18 protein-coding genes are annotated in these 22,875 nt (G+C 65.1%); 9 read left to right on the top strand and 9 right to left on the bottom strand.

Features of this window, described 5'->3' with window-relative positions:
* Window positions 1–109 precede the first annotated feature (109 nt).
* The gene (locus ACWIKC_RS04005; protein WP_454598837.1) at window positions 110–340 is read left to right on the top strand and encodes a hypothetical protein; all 231 of its coding nucleotides are present in this window, start codon (window positions 110–112) and stop codon (window positions 338–340) included.
* Window positions 341–422: 82 nt separating this feature from the next.
* Here ACWIKC_RS04005 and lepA read toward each other — a convergent pair whose 3' ends face one another.
* The 3 genes from lepA to ACWIKC_RS03990 all read right to left on the bottom strand — a co-directional run bounded on the left by lepA (window position 423) and on the right by ACWIKC_RS03990 (window position 6,832).
* On the bottom strand, window positions 423–2,240 hold the full coding sequence (lepA, locus tag ACWIKC_RS04000) for a translation elongation factor 4 (RefSeq protein ID WP_454598836.1): 1,818 nt from the start codon (window positions 2,238–2,240) through the stop codon (window positions 423–425).
* Between the two features lie 57 nt (window positions 2,241–2,297).
* Window positions 2,298–4,514 carry a putative bifunctional diguanylate cyclase/phosphodiesterase gene (locus tag ACWIKC_RS03995; protein WP_454598835.1) on the bottom strand — a complete coding sequence of 739 codons (2,217 nt, stop codon included), beginning with the start codon at window positions 4,512–4,514 and terminating at the stop codon, window positions 2,298–2,300.
* Between the two features lie 143 nt (window positions 4,515–4,657).
* Window positions 4,658–6,832 carry an EAL domain-containing protein gene (locus tag ACWIKC_RS03990; RefSeq protein WP_454598834.1) on the bottom strand — a complete coding sequence of 725 codons (2,175 nt, stop codon included), beginning with the start codon at window positions 6,830–6,832 and terminating at the stop codon, window positions 4,658–4,660.
* Window positions 6,833–7,059: 227 nt separating this feature from the next.
* On the opposite strand from ACWIKC_RS03990, the gene ACWIKC_RS03985 reads away from it, so the two are divergent.
* The 7 genes from ACWIKC_RS03985 (at window position 7,060) to ACWIKC_RS03955 (ending at window position 14,763) form a co-directional block, all read left to right on the top strand.
* Window positions 7,060–8,367, top strand: a complete 1,308-nt coding sequence (locus tag ACWIKC_RS03985) for an FAD-dependent oxidoreductase (RefSeq protein ID WP_454598833.1) — start codon at window positions 7,060–7,062, stop codon at window positions 8,365–8,367.
* A gap of 43 nt (window positions 8,368–8,410) precedes the next feature.
* Window positions 8,411–9,271 (top strand): alpha/beta fold hydrolase, encoded by an 861-nt coding sequence (locus ACWIKC_RS03980; RefSeq protein ID WP_454598832.1) that lies wholly within the window; start codon window positions 8,411–8,413, stop codon window positions 9,269–9,271.
* A gap of 46 nt (window positions 9,272–9,317) precedes the next feature.
* Window positions 9,318–9,917: a hypothetical protein gene (locus ACWIKC_RS03975; RefSeq protein WP_454598831.1), complete on the top strand. Its 600-nt coding sequence runs from the start codon at window positions 9,318–9,320 to the stop codon at window positions 9,915–9,917.
* Window positions 9,896–10,837 (top strand): MFS transporter, encoded by a 942-nt coding sequence (locus ACWIKC_RS03970; RefSeq protein ID WP_454598830.1) that lies wholly within the window; start codon window positions 9,896–9,898, stop codon window positions 10,835–10,837. Before ACWIKC_RS03975 ends, ACWIKC_RS03970 begins: the two co-directional genes overlap by 22 nt.
* A 74-nt stretch (window positions 10,838–10,911) precedes the next feature.
* Window positions 10,912–12,663, top strand: coding sequence for an N-acyl-D-amino-acid deacylase family protein (locus ACWIKC_RS03965; protein WP_454598829.1), 1,752 nt, complete (start codon window positions 10,912–10,914; stop codon window positions 12,661–12,663).
* Window positions 12,660–13,673, top strand: coding sequence for a zinc-dependent alcohol dehydrogenase family protein (locus ACWIKC_RS03960; protein WP_454598828.1), 1,014 nt, complete (start codon window positions 12,660–12,662; stop codon window positions 13,671–13,673). Before ACWIKC_RS03965 ends, ACWIKC_RS03960 begins: the two co-directional genes overlap by 4 nt.
* A gap of 112 nt (window positions 13,674–13,785) precedes the next feature.
* Entirely contained in the window at window positions 13,786–14,763 is a 978-nt protein-coding gene (locus ACWIKC_RS03955) for an acyltransferase family protein (protein ID WP_454598827.1), read from the top strand.
* Between the two features lie 37 nt (window positions 14,764–14,800).
* Here the strand turns inward: ACWIKC_RS03955 and ACWIKC_RS03950 are convergent, their stop codons facing one another.
* From ACWIKC_RS03950 to ACWIKC_RS03930, 5 genes are all read right to left on the bottom strand, one after another.
* The gene (locus ACWIKC_RS03950; RefSeq protein WP_454598826.1) at window positions 14,801–15,682 is read right to left on the bottom strand and encodes a DUF5677 domain-containing protein; all 882 of its coding nucleotides are present in this window, start codon (window positions 15,680–15,682) and stop codon (window positions 14,801–14,803) included.
* Window positions 15,683–15,685: 3 nt separating this feature from the next.
* Window positions 15,686–16,813, bottom strand: a complete 1,128-nt coding sequence (gene dnaN / locus ACWIKC_RS03945; RefSeq protein ID WP_454598825.1) for a DNA polymerase III subunit beta — start codon at window positions 16,811–16,813, stop codon at window positions 15,686–15,688.
* A 207-nt stretch (window positions 16,814–17,020) separates the two neighbouring features.
* Window positions 17,021–17,773: a 3-oxoacyl-ACP reductase FabG gene (fabG, locus tag ACWIKC_RS03940; protein ID WP_454598824.1), complete on the bottom strand. Its 753-nt coding sequence runs from the start codon at window positions 17,771–17,773 to the stop codon at window positions 17,021–17,023.
* A complete protein-coding gene (fabD, locus tag ACWIKC_RS03935) occupies window positions 17,773–18,723 on the bottom strand; it encodes an ACP S-malonyltransferase (RefSeq protein ID WP_454598823.1) in 951 nt (316 codons plus the stop codon). Before fabD ends, fabG begins: the two co-directional genes overlap by 1 nt.
* Window positions 18,724–18,750: 27 nt before the next feature.
* Window positions 18,751–19,578: an LD-carboxypeptidase gene (locus ACWIKC_RS03930; RefSeq protein ID WP_454598822.1), complete on the bottom strand. Its 828-nt coding sequence runs from the start codon at window positions 19,576–19,578 to the stop codon at window positions 18,751–18,753.
* Window positions 19,579–19,645: 67 nt separating this feature from the next.
* On the opposite strand from ACWIKC_RS03930, the gene ACWIKC_RS03925 reads away from it, so the two are divergent.
* Window positions 19,646–21,073: a glutamate ligase domain-containing protein gene (locus tag ACWIKC_RS03925; RefSeq protein ID WP_454598821.1), complete on the top strand. Its 1,428-nt coding sequence runs from the start codon at window positions 19,646–19,648 to the stop codon at window positions 21,071–21,073.
* 10 nt (window positions 21,074–21,083) lie between these two features.
* Here ACWIKC_RS03925 and ACWIKC_RS03920 read toward each other — a convergent pair whose 3' ends face one another.
* Window positions 21,084–22,808 carry a diguanylate cyclase gene (locus ACWIKC_RS03920; protein WP_454598820.1) on the bottom strand — a complete coding sequence of 575 codons (1,725 nt, stop codon included), beginning with the start codon at window positions 22,806–22,808 and terminating at the stop codon, window positions 21,084–21,086.
* Between the last annotated feature and the right edge of the window lie 67 nt (window positions 22,809–22,875).

Raw genomic sequence — 22,875 nt, 5'->3', positions numbered from 1 at the left:
CCACATACCTTCCGCATTTTTTCCGCATTGATTCCGCCGAACCTGCATCGCGAGATTTGAGACTATCAGCGGGTCACGGATTGGCGTGACAAGCTAGAGGATAGGGTAAATGTCTTTCGATCTCAAATTGCAGATGGTCTTTATAGCGGCGAGACTTGCTGGTTCGCTTATTGCACTTTACGTGCCTGAAATGGCTGACGGAGTTGTGCTTAGCATCCAGGTTTTTCGCCTCTGGGTCTCGATTTTGACCTTCGTCCGTAATATCAAATCGAAACGGGAAAAATGCGCAACCAGCAAAGATGCGCTGTCCTACTCCTACCCATCCGCAACGCCGCGATAAACGCCTCCTGCGGAATCCTCACCTTCCTCCCGCCTACGCGAGGACAGGCCGCCTGCGGCGCTCCCGCATCCTCAGAATGAGGTCACTCTTCGCCCATCCGCAGCGCCGCGATAAACGCCTCCTGCGGTATGCTCACATTCCCATACTCGCGCATCCGGGCCTTGCCCTTCTTCTGCTTGTCGAGCAGCTTCTTCTTGCGGCTGATGTCGCCGCCGTAGCATTTGGCGGTCACGTCCTTGCGCAGCGCGGCGATGGTTTCGCGGGCGATCACCTTGCCGCCGATCGCGGCCTGGATCGGGATCTTGAACAGGTGCCGCGGGATCAGGTCCTTGAGGCGCTCGCACATCCCGCGGCCGCGCTCCTCGGCGACCGCGCGGTGGACGATCAGGCTGAGCGCATCGACCGGCTCGTTGTTCACGAGGATGCTCATCTTGACGAGATCGCCTTCGCGCAGGTCGATCTGCTCGTAGTCGAAGCTGGCATAGCCGCGGCTGATGCTTTTGAGGCGGTCGTAGAAGTCGAACACCACTTCGTTGAGCGGTAGCTCGTAGGTCACCTGCGCGCGCCCGGCCACATAGGTGAGATCGGTCTGGATCCCGCGGCGGTCCTGGCACAGTTTGAGGATCGAGCCGAGATAGTCGTCGGGCGCGTAGATCACCGCCTTGATCCACGGCTCCTCGATCATCTCGATCCGGCTGGGGTCGGGGTAATCGGCCGGGTTGTGCAGCTCGATGACCTTGGCGTCCTCGTTCTTGGTGTGGCCGAGCTGGATGCGATAGACCACGCTTGGCGCGGTGGTGATGAGGTCGAGATCGTATTCGCGGGTCAGCCGCTCCTGGATGATCTCGAGGTGCAGGAGGCCCAGGAACCCGCAGCGGAAGCCGAAGCCCAGCGCGGCGGAGCTTTCCATCTCGTAGGAGAAGCTGGCGTCGTTGAGCCTGAGCTTGCCGATGCTCTCGCGCAGCTTCTCGAACTCGGCGGCGTCGACCGGGAACAGCCCGCAGAACACCACCGGCTGGACTTCCTTGTAGCCCGTCAGCGCCTTGGTCGCGCCGCCCTTGACCGTGGTGATGGTGTCGCCGACGCGGGCCTGCTCGACCTCCTTGATCTGCGCGGTGATGAAGCCGATCTCGCCGGGGCCCAGCTCGGGCAGTTCGACGCGCTTGGGGGTGAAGGCGCCGACGCGGTCGATCAGGTGCTGCGTGCCGCCCTGCATGAAGCGGACGTTGAGGCCCTTTTTCAGCACGCCGTCGATCACCCGGACGAGGATGACCACGCCCAGATAGGGGTCGTACCAGCTGTCGACCAGCATGGCTTTCAGCGGTGCCTCGCGGTCGCCGATGGGGGGCGGGATGCGCTTGACCACCGCCTCGAGCACCTCGGCGATGCCGATGCCGGACTTGGCGCTGGTGAGCACCGCCTCGTCCGCGGGGAGGCCGATGATGTCCTCGATCTCGGCCTTGACCTTGTCGGGATCGGCGGCGGGCAGATCGATCTTGTTGATGACGGGGACGATCTCGTGGTCGTGCTCGATCGACTGGTAGACGTTGGCGAGCGTCTGCGCCTCGACCCCTTGCGCGGCGTCGACCACCAGCAGCGCGCCCTCGCACGCGGCGAGGGAGCGGCTGACCTCGTAGGCGAAGTCGACATGGCCCGGCGTGTCCATGAGGTTGAGGTGGTAGGTCTCGCCATCCTCGGCGGTGTAGCGAAGGTTGACCGTCTGGGCCTTGATGGTGATCCCGCGCTCGCGCTCGATGTCCATGTTATCAAGGACTTGCTCGCTCATCTCGCGCAGGGTGAGCCCGCCGCAATGCTGGATCAGGCGGTCCGCCAGCGTGGACTTGCCATGATCGATATGCGCGATGATGGAAAAATTGCGGATCTTGGAAAGGTCGGTCATCGCCCCCGCGCATAGCCGCGCTGGCACCCCGCGCCAAGCGGCAGATTGGCGGGGCGGTCAGTCCTTGCGGAGAGGTTGTGCCGGGGCTTCGCTCGCCAGCTTGAACCGGGGGTAGCTGCGCGGTGCTTCGCCGATGCTCGACTTGCCCGGGGGCAGCGCCTGCAGGGGCGCACCCGCAGCGGCCAGTTCGTAGGGGCTGACCCGCGCCCGCGTGCACAGCCCGCCCGCGCCATCGTCGACCAGTTCCTGCTCGAACTCCACACCCTGGGTGTCGTCCATCGTCCGGGTCACAGTGCAGACCGCAAGCTGGCCCTGCCCGAAGTCGAGCACGAACAGCGTCCCTGCCGGGACATCGCACAGTCCCTGGATCATCGCACCGGTGCGCGACAGATTGCGCAGCGTGACATCGTAGTAATGATCCTCGTGGATCACCCCGACCTTTCGGAACACGGTCCGCCTGCTGGCGCGCTGGCTGCCGCTGTCGGTGGGTGCGAGGCGCCATTCGCCGCGGGCGATTTCCTCCAGCACCTGCGGCGCGGCAAGCGCTTCGGAGAACACGAAGCCCTGCGCCCCGGCAATTCCGAGCGTCTTCAGTTCGTCGAGCAGGCCGAGCGCATGGACCCCGGCTGCATGGGTCTCCATCCCCAGCGCCTCGGCCAGCGCGACGATCGCGCGGACCATGCCCATATCGCCACGCTCATGCCGCACCGAGGTCTCGAAGAAGCCGGAACCGATCTTGACCGCCGTGAAGGGCGCGCGGCGCAGATAGCCGAGCGAGGTGAAACCGGTGCCGAACTCGTCGAGCGTCAGCCGCACCCCGAGCTTGAACAACGCCGACAGCGCGGTGTCGACTGCGCAGGCATCGCCCTGCAGGATCGATTCGCGCAGTTCCAGTTCGAGCCGCGCCGGATCGAGCCCGGTCTGCTCGAGCACTTCGGCGACCATTGCCGCGAAACCGTTGGCGAAGAACTGGACCGGCGAGATATTGACCGCCACCTGCAGGCTGGCGGGCCAGCCGAGCGCATCCTCGCAGGCCTTGCGCAACGCCCATTCGCCGATCGGGACGATCAACCGGCTGCCCTCGGCGACAGGGAGGAAAGTTTCGGGAGCTACCCGCCCGCGTTCCTCGTCCTGCCAGCAATATTGCGCTTCGAGACCAGTGACGCGGTTGTCCGCCAGTGCGACCTGCGGCTGGTATTCGAGCGAGAAACGCCCGCTCTCCAGCGCCTGCGCCAGATCCTCTTCCATCCGCTTGCGCAGATTGGCTTCGTGTTCGAGATCGGCGGCGTAGAAGCGGAACTGCCCCCGCCCGCCGTTCTTCGAGGCGTAGAGCGCCAGATCCGCGGCGCGGGTCAGTTCATCGCGCTCGACCCCGTCATAGGGGGCGATCGCGATCCCAACCGAACAGCCGATGGTGCAGCGCCCTTCCTCGACCGAATAGGGTTGCGAGATCATCGCGATGATTTTCTTGGCCAGTTCGCCCAGCTCGCCGCGATCGTCCATGTCGGGGATCAGCAGCTGGAATTCGTCACCCCCCAGCCGGCCGATCTCGCCGCGCCCGGCGATCACCGCGTGGAGCCGCTCGGCAACCTGCTGGAGCAGCTGGTCGCCCGCCGCATGACCGAGCGTGTCGTTGACCTGCTTGAAGCGATCGAGGTCGAGCATCAGGATCGCCGCCTGACGCTTGGCGACGCGGAAGGCGGCCAGGGTGGAGTCGATCCGCTGTTCCATGCGGTGGCGGTTCGCCAGCCCGGTCAGCGAGTCGAACTTGGCCAGCCGCGCCGCCTCTTCCTCGCTGCGGAATTCCTCGGTGATGTCGAAGCCGGTTCCGCGGAAGCCGAGGAATTCGCCCTCGGCGTCGTAATGCGGCCTGCCCGACAGGCGCAGCACCACATCGACCGACTCCCGGACCGATCCCACGGTGAGGTTGGAAAAGGATTTGCGCGTGGCGAGCTTGAGCCCGAGCGAGCGCCCGTCGGCTTCGCCATCCGCGGGCACGAAATGCGCCTGCAGGGGATCGCCCACCAACTCTTCGACAGCGATCCCGAACAGCGCCGGTATCGATGGGCTGAGATAAGCGATGCGGCCTTGCGCATCGGTGGACCAGAACAGGCTGGCCCCGCTGGCTTCGAGCTGCTCGACGAGCGCAAGCTTCTCGTGATCGACAAGATCGCTTGCCACGGGATCGACCACGCTTTCGACCGCCGTCTCGACGGGCGACGGGGCGGCGCTCTTCCGTGCTTTGAACAATTCGGAAAAGGGCATCGACCCCATGGTCCGTCAGCCTTCCTGCGGTGTAACTCGGACGCTCGCGGGGTTTCTACGATCCGGCCTTCAGGCCTTTAGCGAACCTTCCCGAAAGTAAGCGTCAATGGTTAGCTTTTCGATAAGGGCTCCCCCTTGTTCAAGCCGCTCGATCAGGCTGCGTGACGCGTGCCGGTTATCGCCCGCGGCGGACCGACCTCGACCTCGACGAATTTGCGCGCACGCGGATTGTCCGCCTGCTGTTCGCCGAACAGCATGGTGTAGGCATCCTGCGGCAGAGCGGTAAGCGGTCGGCCTGCTGCCTCGATCTCGTAAGGTGAAACGCGGTGGCGGGTGCACCAGCCGTCCGCACCATCGCTGATGAGCGGGGTCTCGAACTCGACCCCCTGGACCGAGCCGCGCGAGCGGCGCACGACCGCGACCGCCAATTGCCCGCCACCCAGATCAATCACGCATTGGGTACCGAGCGGGACCTCCGCCAGACCCTCGATCATGGCGCCGGTCTTGGACAGATTGCGCATCACCGCGCGGTAGCGGTAATCCTCGATGACAACCCCGATGCGGCGGAAGACGGTGCGGCGATCGGCGCGGTATTTCTCCGGCCCGCGCGCCTCGTATTCGAGCGAATTGTTTTCGAGCCGCGCGACGACCTCGTCATTGGGCATCGCGGCGGAGAAGATATAGCCCTGGACGTGGCTCGCCCCGCGCTCCTTGACCAGCTCGAGTTCGTCCTTGGTCTCGACCCCCTCGGCCACGGTCTGCATGTCGAGCGCCTCGGCAAGGCCGACGATCGCGCTCATGATCGCACGGTTGTTGTTGCCGCTTTCGGTCGCCCCGCGCACGAAGCTCTGGTCGATCTTGATCTTGTCGAAAGGGGCGGTGCGCAGGTAGCTGAGTGAGGAATAGCCGGTGCCGAAATCGTCGAGCGCCAGCCTGACGCCGATCGCCTTGAGCTCCTCGAACATCCGCTGGGTTCGGCCCGTATCGCCCAAAAAGACCGACTCGGTGATTTCCAGCTCGAGCCGGTTGGGATCGAGACCGGTCGATTTGAGCACCCGGGCGACGATGGCAGAAAAATCGTCATGGACGAACTGGATCGCCGAGACGTTGACCGCGACGCGCAGCGGCACCGGCCAGGCTGCGGCATCGCGGCACACCCGCTCCAGCGCCCAGTCGCCCAGAGCCTTGATCTCGTTGATCTCCTCGGCAACCGGGATGAACTCGGCTGGCGGGATATTCCCCTTGTCGGGGTGGTCCCAGCGCATCAGCGCCTCAAAGCACGACACCTTGTTGGTCCGGACGTCGATGATCGGCTGATAATGCATCGCCATCTCGTCCTTGACGAGCGCGTCGCGCAAATCCTCCTCGACCTGGCGCCGGTGATTGGCGCCGTCCTTCAGATCGCTCGAATAGAAACGGTATTTGCCGCGCCCGCTGCCTTTGGCGCTGTAGAGCGCCAGATCGGCTGCCTTGACGATTTCCTCGGAATCGAGGCCATCATAGGGTGCAATCGCCACGCCGATCGAAACGCCGATAATCGCGCGCAACCCGTTGATCGAATAGGGCTGCGACAGCATCTGGATGAGCTGGCCGCTGAGATCGCCTAGCACCCCGCGATCGTCGATATCGGGAAGCATGATCTGGAACTCGTCGCCCCCGACCCGGCCGATATCGCCCATGTGGCCGACCATCTGCTGCAGCCGTGCCGCGAACTGCTTGAGCAATTCGTCGCCCGCCGGATGACCCAGCGTGTCGTTGACCTGCTTGAAGCGGTCGAGGTCGAGCATCATCAGCGCGCAGCACTGCTTGGAATTGCGATAGGATTTGAGCGTCTTGTCCAGCCGCGTCTCCATCCGGCGGCGATTGGACAGGCCGGTCAACGAATCGAATTGCGCCATCCGCTCGGCATCGCGCTGCTTCTCGCGGCTGGAGGTGATGTTCTTCGCACTACCGCGGTAACCGGTGAATTCGCCCGCATCGTCGTACTGCGGCTTGCCGGCGATCTCCCAGAAGGTGGTCTCGGTTGCTTTCTTGACCGATACCGGCAGTTCGGAAATCGAATTGCGCGCGCTCAGCAGGAAGGCAAGGGGCCGCCCCTCGCGCTGGTCGGCGCCATCGGAATCGGTGGTGAAAAGCTCGGTCAACGGCGTGCCGATGATATCATCGGGTGCCCAGTCATGCGCTTCGCAGGCCGAGCGGGTCAGATAGGTCAGCCGGCCATTGGCATCGGTCGCCCAGAACCAGCCGAGCCCGGCCTTTTCGAAAGTGTCGAGCAGTTCGAGCCGGCGCACGGCATCATCGCTCGCGATGGGAACGACCTGCTGCATCGGGCCCGCCCCGTCGTTCGCTCCTGCATTGCGTGAAACACGCGAGAAAAAACCGCCCATGGCCATCTGCCAAGGCCTCCTGATTTGCATGCTGCCGGTCGCGAACCGTTGTTCTTGAGGTTCCGCCCTAAGCGCAAATTCTTGACGAATGCATAACCATCCGCAGTGAGCCGTTGCGCTTGCCAGCGGCGAGCCCTCGGGCCATGTTCGCGAGCGGAGGGTCGAACATGCGCCATATTGCGATCATCGGTTCCGGACCCGCTGGCTATTACACGGCGGAAGCGGCCCAGAAACGCTGGGGAGACGCGGTCAGGGTCGATATCTTCGACCGGTTGCCGGTGCCCTTCGGCCTGATCCGCACCGGCGTAGCGCCCGACCACCAGTCGATCAAGGGTGTGGCGCGCCGCTACGAGAAAACCGCGCTGAGCGATCACGTGCGCTTCGTCGGCAATGTCACCATCGGCGAACACGTAAGCGTGGCCGAGTTGCAGGCGCTTTACGATGGTGTGATCCTCGCGACGGGCGCACCCGAGGATCGCGCGCTCGGGCTGGAGGGCGAAGACCTTGCCAATGTCTTCGGCAGCGCAAGCTTCGTGGGCTGGTACAATGGCCATCCGCAATTCGCAGGCCTCGATCCCGATCTCTCCGGCAAGCATGCGGTGGTCATCGGAATGGGCAATGTCGCGCTCGACGTGGCACGCATCCTCGCCAAGACCGAGCGCGAATTCGCCGCTTCCGACCTGGTCGCGCATGCGCTCGATATGCTGATGGCGAGCGGGATCGAGACCATCACCATTCTGGGTCGCCGCGGACCGCACAACATCATGATGACCCCCAAGGAACTGGGCGAGCTGGGCCAGCTCGATCGCGCCAGCCCCCGCGTCGACCCCGTCGATCTGCCGCCGATCGACGAAGACGCCTTGCTCGACCCGGGCCTGCGCAAATCGGTCGCGCATCTTCGCAGCTTCGCGGCGATCCCGGACAGCGAGCGCGCGGGCAAGCCGGTCGGCATCCACTTCGATTTCTACGCCAGCCCCAAGGCTCTGCTCGGCGAGGACGGCAGGGTCAGTATGGTCCGGGTCGAGCGCACCGCGGTTATGGGCGGGCGCCCGATCGACACCGGAGAGACATACGAGCTGCCCGCCGGTCTGGTGGTGAGCTGCATCGGCTATCGCACCACCCCCATCCCCGATGTGCCCTTCGACGAGCGCGGCGGCCACTTCTCCAACGAGGATGGCCGCATCGCTCCCGGCCTCTATTGCGTCGGCTGGGCAAAGCGCGGCCCATCGGGCACGATCGGGACCAACCGCCCCGATGGCTATGCGGTGATCGATCTGGTCGCCGAGGATATCGGTGACGGCAGCGACAAGCGCGGCCGCAAGGGCTTCGACGAGCTGGCCGAGGCGCGCGGGCTGGACGTGGTCTCCTTCAGCGACTGGAAGAAGATCGAGGAGGCCGAGATCGCCGCCGCGCGCGAGGGCGCCCCGCGCGAAAAATTCGTCGATATCGCCAGCATGATTGCCGCGCGGGACTGATTGGCCGATGAGGCCGCATGAACCCGCAGCACAGGAACCCCGCGTGAGCCGATCCCAGCACAAGGCCATGACCGCCACCATCGAGATGGTCGAGGCGGGCGGTCGCACATTGCGCGTTGCGCATTGGCGGCTCGACGAGCCGTCCGATCACCCCCCGATCCTGTTCTTCAACGGCATTGGCGCGAATATCGAGGCGGTCTCGCCGCTCGCCGAGCGGCTGACCGATCGCGGCTTCGTGATGTTCGACATGCCGGGAACGGGCGAAAGCCCCGACCCTTCGGTGCCTTACAACCCCTTCACCATCAGCTGGACCGCGACGCGGATTCTCGACCACCTCGGGCTCGACGCGGTCGATGTGATGGGGATCAGCTGGGGCGGCGCGATCGCGCAGCAATTTGCGCTCCAGCATCCCAAGCGCACCCGCCGCGTCGTTCTGGTCGCGACCACGGCGGGCATGTTGATGGTTCCCGGCAAGCCCACCGCATTGGGCAAGATGGTCGATCCGCGCCGCTACACCGATCCCGAATTCATGAATGAGCATTTCATGGCGCTCTACGGCGGAATGGCGAAGCGCGAGGGCAGCAAGGCCGATCATATCGGCAGGCTCAAGCCGCCTTCCCCGCGCGGCTATTTCTTCCAACTGCTCGCGATGCTGGGCTGGACCAGCCTCCCGGCGCTGCCCTTCCTGAACAAGGAAGTGCTGATCATGATGGGGGAGGACGACAACATCGTCCCGCCGATCAACGGCACGATCCTGGCCGCCGCGATCCGCAATTTGCGGCTGGAAATGTTCGCGGGCGGTGGGCACCTGTTCCTGTTGACGCATGCCGATGAAAGCGTAGCCTGCCTGCGCGACTTCCTCGACGCTCCGGACACCGAAGCGGAGCGGAAACGCGCGGCATGACGCGAGATCCGGCGGTTCAACGCCGGCAACAAATGTAGGGAGTTCGATGGAGTCAGCGCAACCCGATCCGCTTGTCAGGCCGATATCGAGTCAGTTCCCTCCCACCACTACATCAGGCTCCCGCCCCGCCCATGGCGAAGGCGGCGCGCTGGACCGGACCGGCTTCGCCTGGGCAGTGTTCGAATGGGCGCGCAATCCCTATTACATCCTCATCGTCATCTATGTCTTCGCGCCCTATTTCGCGCGCGACATCATCGGCGCGGACCTGCTGGCTAGCGGTGCGCTGGACGATCTCGACCCCGAGACCGCGCTGGCGACCGCCAATGCCCAGGGACAGGCGACGATCGCCTCGGTCACCAAATGGGCCGGCATGATCGCCGCGCTGACCGCGCCCTTCCTTGGCGCCGCGCTGGATCGCGGCGGACGGCTCAAACCGGTGCTCGCGGTCGCACTTACGACGATCGCTGTAAGCTCGAGCCTGTTGTGGTTCGCCATGCCCGGCGGTCAGGGCCTTCCGATCCCGGCGATCATGGCGCTGCTTGTGATCGCCTATGTCGCTTTCACCTATTCCGAGGTGACGACAACGCGATGCTCAGCGTTTCGGGGCGACCGGACCGGTTGTCGATGGTTTCGGGGCTTGGCCTAGGGCTAGGCAATCTCGCGGCGACGTTGATCTTCGTTGCGCTGGTGGTGCTGTTCGTCCTCCCCGCCTTGACGGCCTGGCCCTTCGCCGCGCCGCTGTTCGGGATCGACCTCGCCGAATTCGAACACATGCGCCTCGCCGGGCCGATCTGCGGCGTGTGGCTGGCGGTGTTCTCGATTTATTTCTTCCGCCACGCCAGAGATCCCGGCGTGCCCGGTGCCAGCTGGCGCAAGGCGCTGGTTGACGGCGCCCTGAGCGTACTGCGGACGTTGCGCGAGGCGGCCCAATACCGCGAACTGATGAAATTCCTGGTCGCACGGATGTTCTATGCCGATGCGATGGCGGCGCTGCTCGCGCTGGGTGCGGTCTATGTCGCGCTGTTCCTGGGCTGGGGCTTCCTCGAGATGCTCTGCTACGCGATATTCGCCTCGGCCTGCGCCTTCTGCGGAGGGCTGTTCGGGGGCTGGTTAGACACCAGGATCGGGGTAAAGCGCGCACTGGTGGTCGAGATCGTCGCGATGATGCTGGCGATGACGGTGCAGTTGAGCATCACCCGCGACAGCCTCGCGTTCGGCCTGGTCGAGAACTACACCGTCTGGGACGGGCTGGCGTTCCAGACCTTGTCCGACATCGTCTATCTCTCGCTCATCAGCGTGGTGGCAATCGCCGCCACCGCGAGCCTCTCCTCGAGCCGGTCGATGCTGGTCACGCTGGCCCCGCCCGGGCGCAGCGGCGAGTTCTTCGGGCTCTACGCCATCGCCGGGACGATCACGGTGTGGATGGGGCCGCTGCTGGTCCAGTATTTCACGCTCTGGTTCACCGACCAGCGCATCGGCATGGCCTCGATCGTGATCCTGTTCCTGATCGGGCTGACCACACTGCTGTTCGTGCACATGCCCGAGCGCAGTGGTCGCACGGCCTAGCACGGCCCAAACGACAATTTCTGGACTCATCGGTTGCAATGTGGAACCTTCCTCGGCGGAGAGAGGAGCACAATATGCCCGCATTCGACCTGATCATTCGCAACGGCACCATCGTCGATGGCACCGGAGACAGCCGCTTTACCGGAGACATCGCCATCAGGGACGGCCTGATCGCGCAGGTCGGCACGGTCACTGGCGACGCTGCCGAGGAAATCGATGCGCAGGGGCATCTGGTCACCCCCGGCTTCGTCGACATCCACACGCATTACGACGGCCAGGCGACCTGGGACCAGGAAATGGCGCCCTCGAGCTGGCACGGTGTCACCACCGTGGTGATGGGCAATTGCGGCGTCGGCTTCGCCCCCGCGCGACCCGACCAGCACGAATGGCTGATCGGGCTGATGGAAGGGGTCGAGGACATCCCCGGCACCGCTCTGGCCGAAGGCATGACCTGGAAGTGGGAGACCTTCCCCGAGTATCTCGACGCGCTCGAGGAACTGCCCCGCACCGTCGATGTTGCCACCCATGTCCCGCATGGCGCGGTCCGCGCCTATGTCCTGGGCGAGCGCGAGCGGCCCGGCGCGGTCCCCACCGCCGATGACATCGCGAAGATGGCGCAGATCGTCGAGGAAGGCGTGCGCGCCGGAGCGCTGGGCTTTTCGACCAGCCGCACGGTGATCCACCGCGATATCGACGGCGAGGTCGTCCCCGGTACCACCGCCACCGCGGAGGAGCTGATCGCAATCGGCCGCGCGATGGGCCGCGCCGGACACGGTGTGTTCGAAATGGCCAGCGACATGAAGCGCGAATGGGACGAATTCGGCTGGATGGGCAAGATGAGCCGCGAGACCGGCCTCCCCGTCACCTTCGCCGCGCTGCAATCGATCGCCAAGGAAATGCCGCTCGACGAGCAGATCGCCGCGATGCGCGCGGAGAACGACAATGGCGCGAACATCGTCGCGCAGATCGCCTTGCGCGGCAATGGCATCGTGATGGCCTGGCAGGGCACGGTCCACCCCTTCCGCTTCCGCCCCAGCTTCCAGGCGATCGAGGAACTGCCCTGGGAGGAACAGCGCGCGAAGCTGCTCGACCCGGAATTCAAGGCGCGGCTGCTGGCGGAGGAAAACGACCTGTCGCAGGTCAATCAGGACATCCTGCCGCTGGTCATGGTGGTCTGCGGCGGATGGGCGATGCAATACCAGATGGACCCGGATTTCGACTACGAGCCCCAGTCCGACGAGAGCATTGCCGCGCGCGCGGTAGCGGCAGGTAAAGCGGGCGAGGAATACGCCTACGACCTGCTGTGCAGCGACGAGGGCAAGGGCTTCATCTACCTGCCGATCCTCAACTACGCCGATGGCAATCTCGATTTCCTCGAGACGCTCCAGCAGGATGACGACACGGTCAATTCGCTCTCCGACGGCGGCGCGCATTGCGGCACGATCTGCGACGCCGCCTCCCCCACCTTCATGCTCCAGCATTGGGTGCGCGATCGCGCGCGCGGCACTATCGGGCTCGAGAACGCGATCAAGCGCCAATGCGCCGACACCGCTCGGCTCTACGGACTCGAAGATCGCGGCGTAATCGCGCCGGGCTATCTCGCCGATCTCAACATCATCGATTTCGAGCGACTGAAGCTGGGCAAGCCGTGGCTTGCCTTCGACCTGCCCGCGGGTGGCAAGCGCTTGCTGCAGAAGGCCGAAGGCTATGTGGCCACCATCAAGAATGGTGCAGTCACCTTCCGCGAAGGCGAATGGACCGGTGCCGCGCCCGGCGGGCTGATCCGCGGCCCGCAGCGGGTCGAACTGGCGGAGGCCGCGGAATGAAGGCCATCCGCACCGGCGCGACGCCCTCCACGCTCGAGGCGCTCGAATATGTCGATGTCGATGACGCCCCGGTCCCCGGCCCCGGCGAAATCACCGTGGCGCTCAAGGCCAGCTCGCTGAACTACCACGATTACGCCGTGGTCAAGGGCATGATCCCCGCCACGCAAGGCCGCATCCCGATGTCCGACGGGGCGGGCGAGGTGGCCGCAATCGGTGATGGCGTGACCGAATTTTCGGTGGGTGACAAAGTGGTCAGCACCTTCTTCCCCGACTGGCTCGATGGCGCGCCGCCCAAGACTGCCTTTACCCGCGTGCCTGGCGACGGGGTCGATGGCTATGCGCGCGAACACGTGACCGCGCCAACTGCGTGGTTCACCCGCGCCCCCGCGGGCTTTTCGCATGCCGAAGCGGCGACGCTGACCTGCGCCGGCCTGACCGCCTGGCGCGCGCTGTTCGTCGATTATGCGCTCAAACCGGGCGACACGGTGCTCGTCCAGGGCACCGGAGGCGTGTCGATCTTTGCCCTGCAATTCGCCAAGGCAGCAGGCGCGAAGGTGATCGCCACCAGTTCATCCGACGCAAAGCTCGAGCGGGTGAAGGAACTTGGGGCGGACCATCTGATCAATTACAAGGAGGTCGAGGCATGGGGGCCCAAGGCGCTGGAGCTGACCGGCGGGCGCGGGGTCGATTGCGTCGTAGAGATCGGCGGCGCAGGCACGCTCGACCAGTCGATGCTGGCCTCGAAGATCGGCGGGCATGTCGCGCTGATCGGTGTACTGGCGGGGTTCGCCGGGCCGGTCCAGACCGCATTGCTGTTTTCCAAGAACCTCAAGGTTCAGGGCCTGACGGTGGGCAGCCGCGCGATGCAGCAGGACATGATCGCCGCGATCGAGGCCAATGGCATCCGTCCGGTGATCAGCGATACCTTCGCCTTGGAGAACCTCGCCGAGGCCTTCCGCCACCAGGAAGCGAACCGCCATTTCGGCAAGATCGCGGTGGATATCGGCTAGCAACGACACTCTAAGCCGGTTTTAAGGATCCTGCGCTAACACGGACGCGATGTTCGAGCGCCCGGCCCTATCCACCGAGTCCCCCGCCTCTGCCCAGCGCCCTGTCGGAGGCTTGGCGGCAAACGCTGGCCGCTTTGCCACAATCGACGCGCTACGCGGCGTGGCGGCGATCGCGGTGATGCTGTTCCATCTCGACACCGACGCTCGGCTGGCGATGCCCGGCGGCTATCTCGCGGTGGATCTGTTTTTCGCACTGAGCGGCTTCGTCATCGCGCATTCCTACGCCGGGCGACTGACCGACGGGATGGGCTTCGGGACATTCATGCGGCTGCGTATCGCGCGGCTGTGGCCGATGCTGGCGTTGGGTGGTGCGCTGGGGATCGCGCTCCACGGCGGACATGCGGGGATGCTGTTCCTGCTGCCCAATCCGCTCTCCCCTGCCATGCTCTATCCGGCCAACCCGCCCTACTGGTCGCTGCTGCTCGAGATGGCGGCCTATGCGGTCTTCGCGCTGGTATGGGGACGAATGGGCGCACGGGGACTTGCTGCCATGATCCTCGCCAGCGCGGCCATTCTGGTGTTCTACGCGGCGGGACCCGACAAGCTGCTGAGTTTCGGCGCCGAGTGGGGCGTGATCCTGCCCGGCTTTGCGCGACTGGGCTTCGCCTTCGGGATCGGCGTGGCGGTGTACCATTGGCGCAAAGCGAGACCGCCGCGTCGAACGACTGCGCTCGCCTGGGCGCTGCCGGTGGTCTTCGTCGCGATCTGCGCGCTGGTTACGCAGGCCAATTGGCCGGGTCTGCTGGCGATCCTGTTCGTGATGCCCGCGCTGACCTGGCTGGCGACATGCTGGGAAGTTCCGCATACCCGCGCCGCCGGCTTCCTCGGCGATCTGTCCTACCCGCTCTATTGCATCCACCTGCCGCTGCTGGCCTGGGCGTCGGGGATGGGCTTCGCGACCGCCATGCTGGTGGCGCTGCCCTTCGTGGCGCTGTGGCTCGACCGCAGTGTCGACGTGCCGGCGCGCGGGGCGCTCAAGCGATTGCTGCTGCGGAGGCCCGCGACCTCGCCGACGCCTTCCGCCACCTGATCGCCAACAAGCACCTCGGCAAGATCTCCGTGGAAATCTAGTTAGGTGTGACGTTGGTGTTCCCAAGGAATTGCTCGTGTAGCCCCGTCACTATACCTATGCGATCCAGGATGTTTTCAAGCATCGGTGCGAAATGGGTTCGTAGCGCCACATCACCAAAATAAGCGAACAGTTCTTCTGACACTACGATCACAATTCTTGACAGGGAAAGGAGCCCTTGAGGTCGTGGAGTAGACCAGTCCATACAAGGCTTGTAGAAACCTGATCCATCGAACCGCTCGAGATGGTGCGAAGCAATGTCGCCCCAATTCCCATGAACAGCCGTCGACATACCAGCGAAAATGCCGAGGTATGCCTCACCCCAGCCAATCGCATCGGCTTTCTGGAATAGGTCTCGATCAGCCCAGTTTCGTTTGTTCAGGGGAGGTTGAGACAGGTCGACGTTTGACGCGTGAGCAAGACGCTCGATGGACTCAAGCATCCTACGCTCAATCGGAAGGGGCGCATCGCCGCGCTTGGAGATATTCGCGTCGATCTTTTGTTTCAGCCGTCGTTCGTATCTTAGCGAATAATCGATATACGAGCGAAACGTGCCCTCGTCCCCATGCCGGACTAGAAAGACAACATTGGTAGCCGTTTCGAATATTAGGCGTGCGATTATTTCTGAAAGCTCACGCCGATGCTGACAAGTTTGATCAAGATATCCTTGAACCAGCTTAACCAGTCTTACTCCATTTCCGCCAACTATTGCTTGCTCGAGGTTCCATCCTCTCTCGTCGTGATAGATGCTGCATGCAATTGTCAGATAGGATGCCGCTTCGACAAGGAGGCCGACGCCCACCCCAACAAACTCCCCTTCCGATACTGTTTCCCGAAGCAGCCCTTCATCGACCTCGACTTTCTCGATTTCGGGAAACAAAGATCACACCCGCATCGGCATCAGCACGTACAGCGCAGGCGCGTCCTCGCTCTTGCGGATCAGCGTCGGCGCACCGGCATCGGCGAGGTGGAGTTCCACCGTATCGCTGTCGATCTGGCTGAGGATGTCTTTCAGATAACCGGCGTTGAACCCGATTTCGAAGGGCTCGGAGGAATATTCCGCCGACAGTTCCTCGGCGGCGGTGCCGTTGTCGGGGCTGGTGACGGTGAGCGTCACCTTGTCTTTCTCCAGCCCCATCTTGACCGCGCGGGTCTTCTCGGTGGCGATGGTCGCGACGCGGTCGACGCCCTGGAAGAAGCTGCGCGGATCGACCCTGAGCAGCTTGTCGTTGCCGGTCGGGATCACCCGGCTGTAATCGGGGAAGGTGCCGTCGATGAGCTTGCTGGTCAGCACCACTCCGCCGGTCCCGCCGAAGGTGAAGCGGATCTTGCTTGCCGAAAGATCGATCTGGACTTCGCCATCCATCGCCTCCTCGAGCAGCTTGCGCAGTTCGGCGACGGCTTTGCGCGGCACGATCACGTCGGGCATGCCCTCGGCGCCCTCGGGACGCGGCAGGGTGAAGCGCGCGAGGCGGTGGCCGTCGGTGGCGGCGGCTTTGAGCACCGGCTGGTCTTCGTCCGAGACGTGGAGGAAGATGCCGTTCAGATAGTAGCGCGTCTCCTCGGTCGAGATCGCGAAGCGGGTGCGGTCGATCAGCTCGGCCAGCGTCTTGGCGGGCAGCGCAAAACTTGTCGGCAGATCGCCTTCGACGATCATCGGGAAATCGTCCCGCGGCAGCGTCGGCAGCTTGAATCGGCTGCGCCCGGCCTTGACGTCCATGCGGTTTTCCGCGGTTTCCAGGCTGACCTGGCTGCCTTCGGGAAGCTTGCGCGCGATGTCGAACAGCAGATGCGCCGAAACCGTGATCGCGCCGGGCTCGTCGACACTTGCGGCGGCCATATGCTCGACCACCTGCAGGTCCAGATCGGTCGCCATCACCTTGAGCGAACTGTCGGTGCCCGCTTCGATGAGCACGTTGGAGAGGATCGGGATAGTGTTGCGCCGCTCCACGACCGATTGGACGTGGGAGAGGCAGCGCAGCAGCGTCGCGCGTTCGATGGTGGCCTTCATGGTATCGACTATCGTCCCTCTGAAGGGCGCAGGACAGGCCGGAATCGCCCCACCAGCGCCGGAATATGTCAGCGAGACCTTAGCGGGGCTGCCACACCGGGCAAGGTTCAACCTGTAGTGCGCGGGATTCCTTGGGGATAAAGCGAGCGAAACCGGCCCGCGCGACGCATTCGCGTCATCGCCGGACGGCCGCAATCGCTCGCAGCCTCACCCCAGCATCGCCATCCCGCCGTTCACATGGAGGGTCTGCCCGGTAACATAGCTCGCCTCGTCGCTGGCAAGATAAGCCACCGCCGCGCCGATATCCTCGCCCTCGCCCATCCGGCCCATCGGGATGCGCGCATTGAGCGCGTCCTTCTGCGCTTCGGGCAGTTCGCCGGTCATCGCGGTGCGGATGAAGCCCGGAGCGACGCAATTGACGGTCACCCCCCGACTGGCGAGCTCCTGCGCCAGGCTCTTGGACATGCCCGTGAGCCCGGCTTTGGCGGCGGCGTAGTTCATCTGCCCGGGATTGCCGGTAGTGCCGACCACGCTGGTGATCGAGACGATCCGGCCATGGCGGGCCTTCATCATCGGCCGCGCGGCGGCGCGCATCAGCCGGAAGGCGGCCTCGAGATTGATCCGGATGACATCGTCCCACTCCTCGTCCTTCATCCGCATCGCCAGATTGTCGCGAGTGATGCCGGCGTTGTTGACGAGGATGTCGATCTTGCCGAGCGTGTCGATCGTAGCGGGGACCAGCTCCTCGACCTGCTTGGTGTCGGAAAGGTTGCAGGTGATCTCGACGTGATCGCCGCCGACCTCATCCATCAATTGCTCGCGAAAACTGCGCAGCTTGCCGCCGTTCGAACCCGACAGCGCCAGCCGTGCGCCCTGTCGCGCCAGCGCATAGGCGATCGACGAGCCGATCCCGCCGCTGGCACCGGTGACGAGGGCGGTTTTTCCTTCGAGCGAGAACATCACGAGCACTCCTTTGCAAAAGCTTCGAGGTCGGCCATCGTCACCAGGCTGGTGACCTGCGCATCGCCGTCGATCCGCCCGACCATCGGGCCCAGCACCTTCCCACCCACTTCGACGAAATGTTCTACCCCGTCGGCGCGCATGGCAAGCACGCTTTCGCGCCAGCGGACCCGCCCGGTGACCTGGCGGACCAGCAGATCGCGTTCCTCCTGCGGGTCGGTGACACGCGCGGCGGTGACATTGGCATAGAGCGGCACGGCGAAGCCCTGCGGCGGGGTGCGTTCGAGCGCCTGCGCCATCCGCTCGGCGGCGGGCTGCATCAGCGAGCAGTGGAACGGCGCCGAAACCGGCAGCTTGATCCCGCGCTTGATGCCGTGCTCCTTCGCAAGCGCAATCGCGCGATCGATCGCATCGACATGGCCGGAGATGACGACCTGCGTTGGATCGTTGTCATTGGCGATCTCGCAGACCTCGCCCAAGTCATTGAAGGCGGCGGCGGCCTCGGCGAGCGCGGTGGCCTTGTCGATATCGGCGCCGAGCAGCGCGGCCATCGCGCCGATACCGACAGGCACCGCCTCCTGCATCGCCTGGCCGCGCAGCTTGAGCAGGCGAGCGGTATCCCCCAGCGTGAAGGAGTTGATCGCGCAGAGCGCGGTGTATTCGCCCAGCGAATGCCCCGCGACGCAAGCTGCGGTCTCGGCCAGCGCGACGCCGAATTCTCGCTCGAGCACACGCAGCGTCGCGATGGCGTTGGCCATGATCGCGGGCTGGGCGTTGGCGGTTAGCACCAGCTGGTCTTCGGGGCCCTCGCGCATGATGGCGGAGAGCTTCTGGGCCAGCGCGTCGTCGACCTCTTCGAAGACTTCGCGCGCGTGGGCGCTGGCTTCGGCGAGATCGACTCCCATGCCGACCTTCTGGCTCCCCTGGCCGGGAAAAATGAATGCTTTCATGCCGGTTCTCCTCTGGGGGCAAGGCCCCTATGCGGCGAGCACCGGTTCGACAAGGCCGAAGGGGACGATGCGGTTCTCCGCGCTGTGCCCGATCCGCGCACGGCCCAGATATGGAATGCCCGAGCGGTGGCACCAATCCTGCACGATGGCCACCGCATCGGCACCGAAGGCGCGATCGTTTTCAGGCACCTTGGAGACCTCGCCCAGCCTGATCCCCGCGATCCCGTGAAGGTGCTGGGTCACATGGAACATCATCCGGTCGATGGCATAGAGATGCTCCGCGACTTCCTCGATCATAACCACATGGCCCGCGAGCGGGGGCATGAACTCGGTCCCGACCAGCATGGCCAGGGTCATCAGGTTGAAGGCGACCGCTGGCTCGCTGCCGATGCTACCTTCCTGCCCCGAAGAATCGCCCGCCAGCCAGCCGAGCGTGCGGCGCACGGCGGCATCTCCTCCCTCGCGCTTGAGATCGACGGGCATGGGCGCATGGACCGGCTGGCCGATGCCGGCGCGATAAAGCGCGCCCAGCAGCGTCCCGCAATCCGAATAGCCAAGATAGCTCTTGTGTGCCGCGTGCTCGTTCATCCCCCCGAGCGCATCGCGGGCGATCCGGTTCGAACCGTAGCCGCCCTTGGCGAACCAGACCGCGTCGAAGCCAGGATCATTGGCGCATTCGAGCAATGCGGCGAGCCGCACCGCGTCTGACCCGGCGAAATGCCCCTCGCTGGCGAAGCATTGCTCATGGAAGCTGAGCTCGAGCCCGGGATAGTCCGCAGCCGCCAGCGTCGCGACCCGCGTGGCGAGCTTGCGCTTGATCGGGGTGGCGGGGGCGCAGATGGCGATGCGTCTCATCGCGCACCGCTCTAGCGCGCTTGTCACTGCTTGTCATTGCCGGCACAACTCAATAGCGGATCGCAGGATGAGCGATTTTCCCACCCCCGACGAACTGCTGGCCCGCCCCTTTTTCTTCGTCGGAATCGGCGGATCGGGGATGCTGCCGCTGGCGCAGATCCTTCGCGGTCGCGGCGCCGTGGTGGCCGGCTCGGACCGCAGTTTCGACCAGGGTCATTCGCCCGAGAAATTCGCTGCGCTCGAGCGGCAGGGCTTTGTGCTCCACCCTCAGGACGGCAGCGGCGTGGTCTCGCGCGACCAGATCGTGGTGGCCTCGGCGGCGGTGGAGGACAGCGTGCCCGAGATCGCCCGCGCGAAGGACCTCGATTGCCTGCGCCTCACCCGCGCCGAGCTCAATTCGATCCTGTTCAACACCAGCGGCGCCGGGCTGGCGGTCGCGGGTACCAGCGGCAAGTCGACCGTCACGGGGATGCTCGGCTGGATACTCCACGCCACGGGGCGCGAACCGACCATCATGAACGGCGCGGTGATGACCAATTTCGTCTCCCCCGAGCGTCCCTTCGCCAGCGCGGTGGTGGGCGGGCAGAGCCTCTATGTCAGCGAGGTCGACGAGAGCGACGGCTCGATCGCACTCTACCGCCCCGCCGTCGGCGTGCTGCTCAACGTCAGCCTCGACCACAAGAGCATGGACGAACTGCGGCAGCTGTTCGGTGACTATCTGGCGCGCAGCCGGATCGCGGTGGTCAACGCCGACGACGCCGAGGCACTCGCGCTGCTGCCCCATGCCCGCGAGGCGATCACCTTCGGGATCGATCAGGATAAGGCGCAGATCGGCGTTGTGCCCGGCTCGATCGCCGAAGGACCGATGCGCCAGGCAGCGCTGGTGGTGGACCGCCACGATGGCGGCGAACATCCGCTGCGGCTGGCTCTGCCGGGGCGGCACAATCTCTCCAACGCGCTTGCCGCGATCGCAGGGGCGGCGGCAGCGGGGGTTCCGGTCGCCGCCGCGGTCGAGGCCTTGGCGGGCTTCGACGGGCTGTCGCGCCGCTTCGAGCTGATCGGCATGTCCTCCAGCGGCATAACCGTAATCGACGATTTCGGCCACAATCCGGAAAAATGCGCGGCGACGCTGCGCACGCTCAAGGCGCACACGGGCCGCGTGCTCGCATTCTTCCAGCCGCATGGCTACGGGCCCTTGCGGCAAATGGGCGACGAGTTGGCCGAGACCTTTGCGCAGTTGCTCGACGCGGACGACTGCGTGATCCTGAGCGACCCGGTCTATTTCGGCGGCACGGTGGATCGCAGCCAGGGCAGCGAGCGGATCGTCCGGCTGATCGAGCAGGCTGGCGGCGCTGCGGAACATATCCCGCAGCGCGCCGATGTCGGCGAGCGACTGGCGGCGATGGCGCGCCCGGGCGACCGGATCGTGGTGATGGGCGCCCGCGACGATACGCTCTCGGGTTTCGCGCGGGAGCTTTACCAGAGGCTGGCGTGAGCGCGGCCCGCTAGGCCGGGTCCATCGTGTCGTAGAACCGTCCGCTGTCGCTCTTGGCCGTCCCGGCGTTGTACAGGACGCTGCAATCGCGGCCGCTGTCCTTCGCGCGGTAGAGCGCGGCATCCGCATCGGCGAAGGCCTGGTGCATCAACTGCCCATGCCCCAGCACGGCGCCGATGCTGACCGTTACCGCGGGCAGATCGACCGGAAATTCCGGACCATCGACCCTGATCAGGGTCAACCTCAGCTTTTCGGCGAGCTGCATCAGCTGTTGGCCGTCCGCCGTGTCGGCCACGACCGCGAATTCCTCCCCGCCCAGCCGATAGACCCGCGCCCCGGGCTGCTCGTTGAGCTCGTCGCGCAGGATCGCGGCGACCCGGCACAGAACCGCGTCGCCGACCTGATGCCCGTGCTCGTCGTTTACCGCCTTGAAACGGTCGATATCGGCGAGCAGCAGCCCCTGCCCGGCCTTCAGACGCGCGACCATGTCGAAAGCGCGGCGGTTGGCGAGGCCGGTGAGCCCGTCGGTGTTGGCCATCTGCCCCAGCCGGATCGCCTGAGTGCGCGCCTGGTCGCGATCGTCGCGCAGCGCCAGAAAGCGGTCGCCCACGCCGAGCGAGGTGAAGATGGCGAGCACGACCATCGCCACGAAGACGGAATCCTCGAGCGCGAAACCGAACTCCAGCAGCCCCAGCCCCACCAGCAGCCGCAGCGATCCGACCGCCATCAGCACCGACAGGCCCATCGCCGCCCAGCGTGCGCCGCGACTGCCGCGCGCGAGCGCCACCGCCACCGCTATCGCGACGATCGCCGCGCTGGGTATCAGGCTGGCCATCAGCCAGGCGTTGACCGTGATTCGCAGCGCCTCTCCGCCCAGCAACGCGACGATCTTGACCAGGATGGGTATCAGCGCCGCGACGATCAGCGCCGCGTTCATACCCCGGCTCAGCAACCGGTCCTCGATCAGCCCGCGCACCACCATCACCGCGCTCGAAAGCGCGAGCACGAAGGCCAGCGCGGTCGCCCGCCACCGCAGTCCCAGCTCGAGATCGGGGACGAGTTCGAAAATGAGACCCGACTGGAGCAGCGTGTAGCAGGTCATCGCCCCCACCATGCCCAGATGCCAGAGCACGAAGCGCTGGCGCAGGATGCGGTAGAACAGAAGATCATAGATTAGCGGCAGGACCAGCAGGCCGATGACCAGCACATAGGCAAGCGAGCGCAGATAATGCATTTCGGCGCTGCGGGCCTGCGTGAGGATCCGCGCCTTGGCGCTGGTGGCCGCCGAATAGGGCCGCTCCACCACCGTATCCACCGCGACCAGCCGCGCTGCTTCGTCGGGGACCGGCACGTTGAAGCGGTTGCCCGCGAACCAGTTGCGCGCGGCCATCTGGCGATCGACATCGATCAGCCGCTGGGTCCCATCGGCATAGGTGAAGCGGACCAGCATGGAGGTGAAATCCGAGGCCTCGGTCTGCCACACCATGCCGTTGCTGCCTCCGGGCAGGACGCGATCCGGCAACTCCACGGATGTTCTGACGAAGCGATCACGATGGCCGAAGCGGCTGCCGCTGCATTGCAATTGTCCGCGCGGGAGGTCGAGAGCGGCGCGCGCGGATTCAGCCCCGGCGGTGCAGGTCAGCGATTTGAGCGGAAGCGCCTGCGCAGCCAGCGGCCCGGCCCAGAGCAGGCCGAACGCGCACACCACCATTGCCAGAACTCGATAAAGCCCCACCGGCTCTCCCATCCTCTTCGAGAGCCGTGCCCGGCAGCGCTGCTGCCAAACGTCTCCCCTCCTGTCG

This window comes from Qipengyuania sp. SM2507, assembly GCF_053714505.1.
The sequence above is the reverse complement of the archived record's forward strand: the minus strand, read 5'-3'. Positions and strand labels throughout refer to the sequence as shown.

What these genes read in the sequence shown, in the direction of transcription:
- ACWIKC_RS03965 (WP_454598829.1), top strand. Translation starts at nt 10,912, where the DNA reads ATGCCCGCATTCGACCTGATCATTCGCAACGGCACCATCGTCGATGGC.
- fabD (WP_454598823.1), bottom strand. Translation starts at nt 18,723, where the DNA reads ATGAAAGCATTCATTTTTCCCGGCCAGGGGAGCCAGAAGGTCGGCATG.
- fabG (WP_454598824.1), bottom strand. Translation starts at nt 17,773, where the DNA reads ATGTTCTCGCTCGAAGGAAAAACCGCCCTCGTCACCGGTGCCAGCGGC.
- ACWIKC_RS03975 (WP_454598831.1), top strand. Translation starts at nt 9,318, where the DNA reads ATGGAGTCAGCGCAACCCGATCCGCTTGTCAGGCCGATATCGAGTCAG.
- ACWIKC_RS03960 (WP_454598828.1), top strand. Translation starts at nt 12,660, where the DNA reads ATGAAGGCCATCCGCACCGGCGCGACGCCCTCCACGCTCGAGGCGCTC.
- ACWIKC_RS03995 (WP_454598835.1), bottom strand. Translation starts at nt 4,514, where the DNA reads ATGGGGTCGATGCCCTTTTCCGAATTGTTCAAAGCACGGAAGAGCGCC.
- ACWIKC_RS03985 (WP_454598833.1), top strand. Translation starts at nt 7,060, where the DNA reads ATGCGCCATATTGCGATCATCGGTTCCGGACCCGCTGGCTATTACACG.
- dnaN (WP_454598825.1), bottom strand. Translation starts at nt 16,813, where the DNA reads ATGAAGGCCACCATCGAACGCGCGACGCTGCTGCGCTGCCTCTCCCAC.
- lepA (WP_454598836.1), bottom strand. Translation starts at nt 2,240, where the DNA reads ATGACCGACCTTTCCAAGATCCGCAATTTTTCCATCATCGCGCATATC.
- ACWIKC_RS03930 (WP_454598822.1), bottom strand. Translation starts at nt 19,578, where the DNA reads ATGAGACGCATCGCCATCTGCGCCCCCGCCACCCCGATCAAGCGCAAG.
- ACWIKC_RS03990 (WP_454598834.1), bottom strand. Translation starts at nt 6,832, where the DNA reads ATGCAGCAGGTCGTTCCCATCGCGAGCGATGATGCCGTGCGCCGGCTC.
- ACWIKC_RS03925 (WP_454598821.1), top strand. Translation starts at nt 19,646, where the DNA reads ATGAGCGATTTTCCCACCCCCGACGAACTGCTGGCCCGCCCCTTTTTC.
- ACWIKC_RS03970 (WP_454598830.1), top strand. Translation starts at nt 9,896, where the DNA reads ATGGTTTCGGGGCTTGGCCTAGGGCTAGGCAATCTCGCGGCGACGTTG.
- ACWIKC_RS04005 (WP_454598837.1), top strand. Translation starts at nt 110, where the DNA reads ATGTCTTTCGATCTCAAATTGCAGATGGTCTTTATAGCGGCGAGACTT.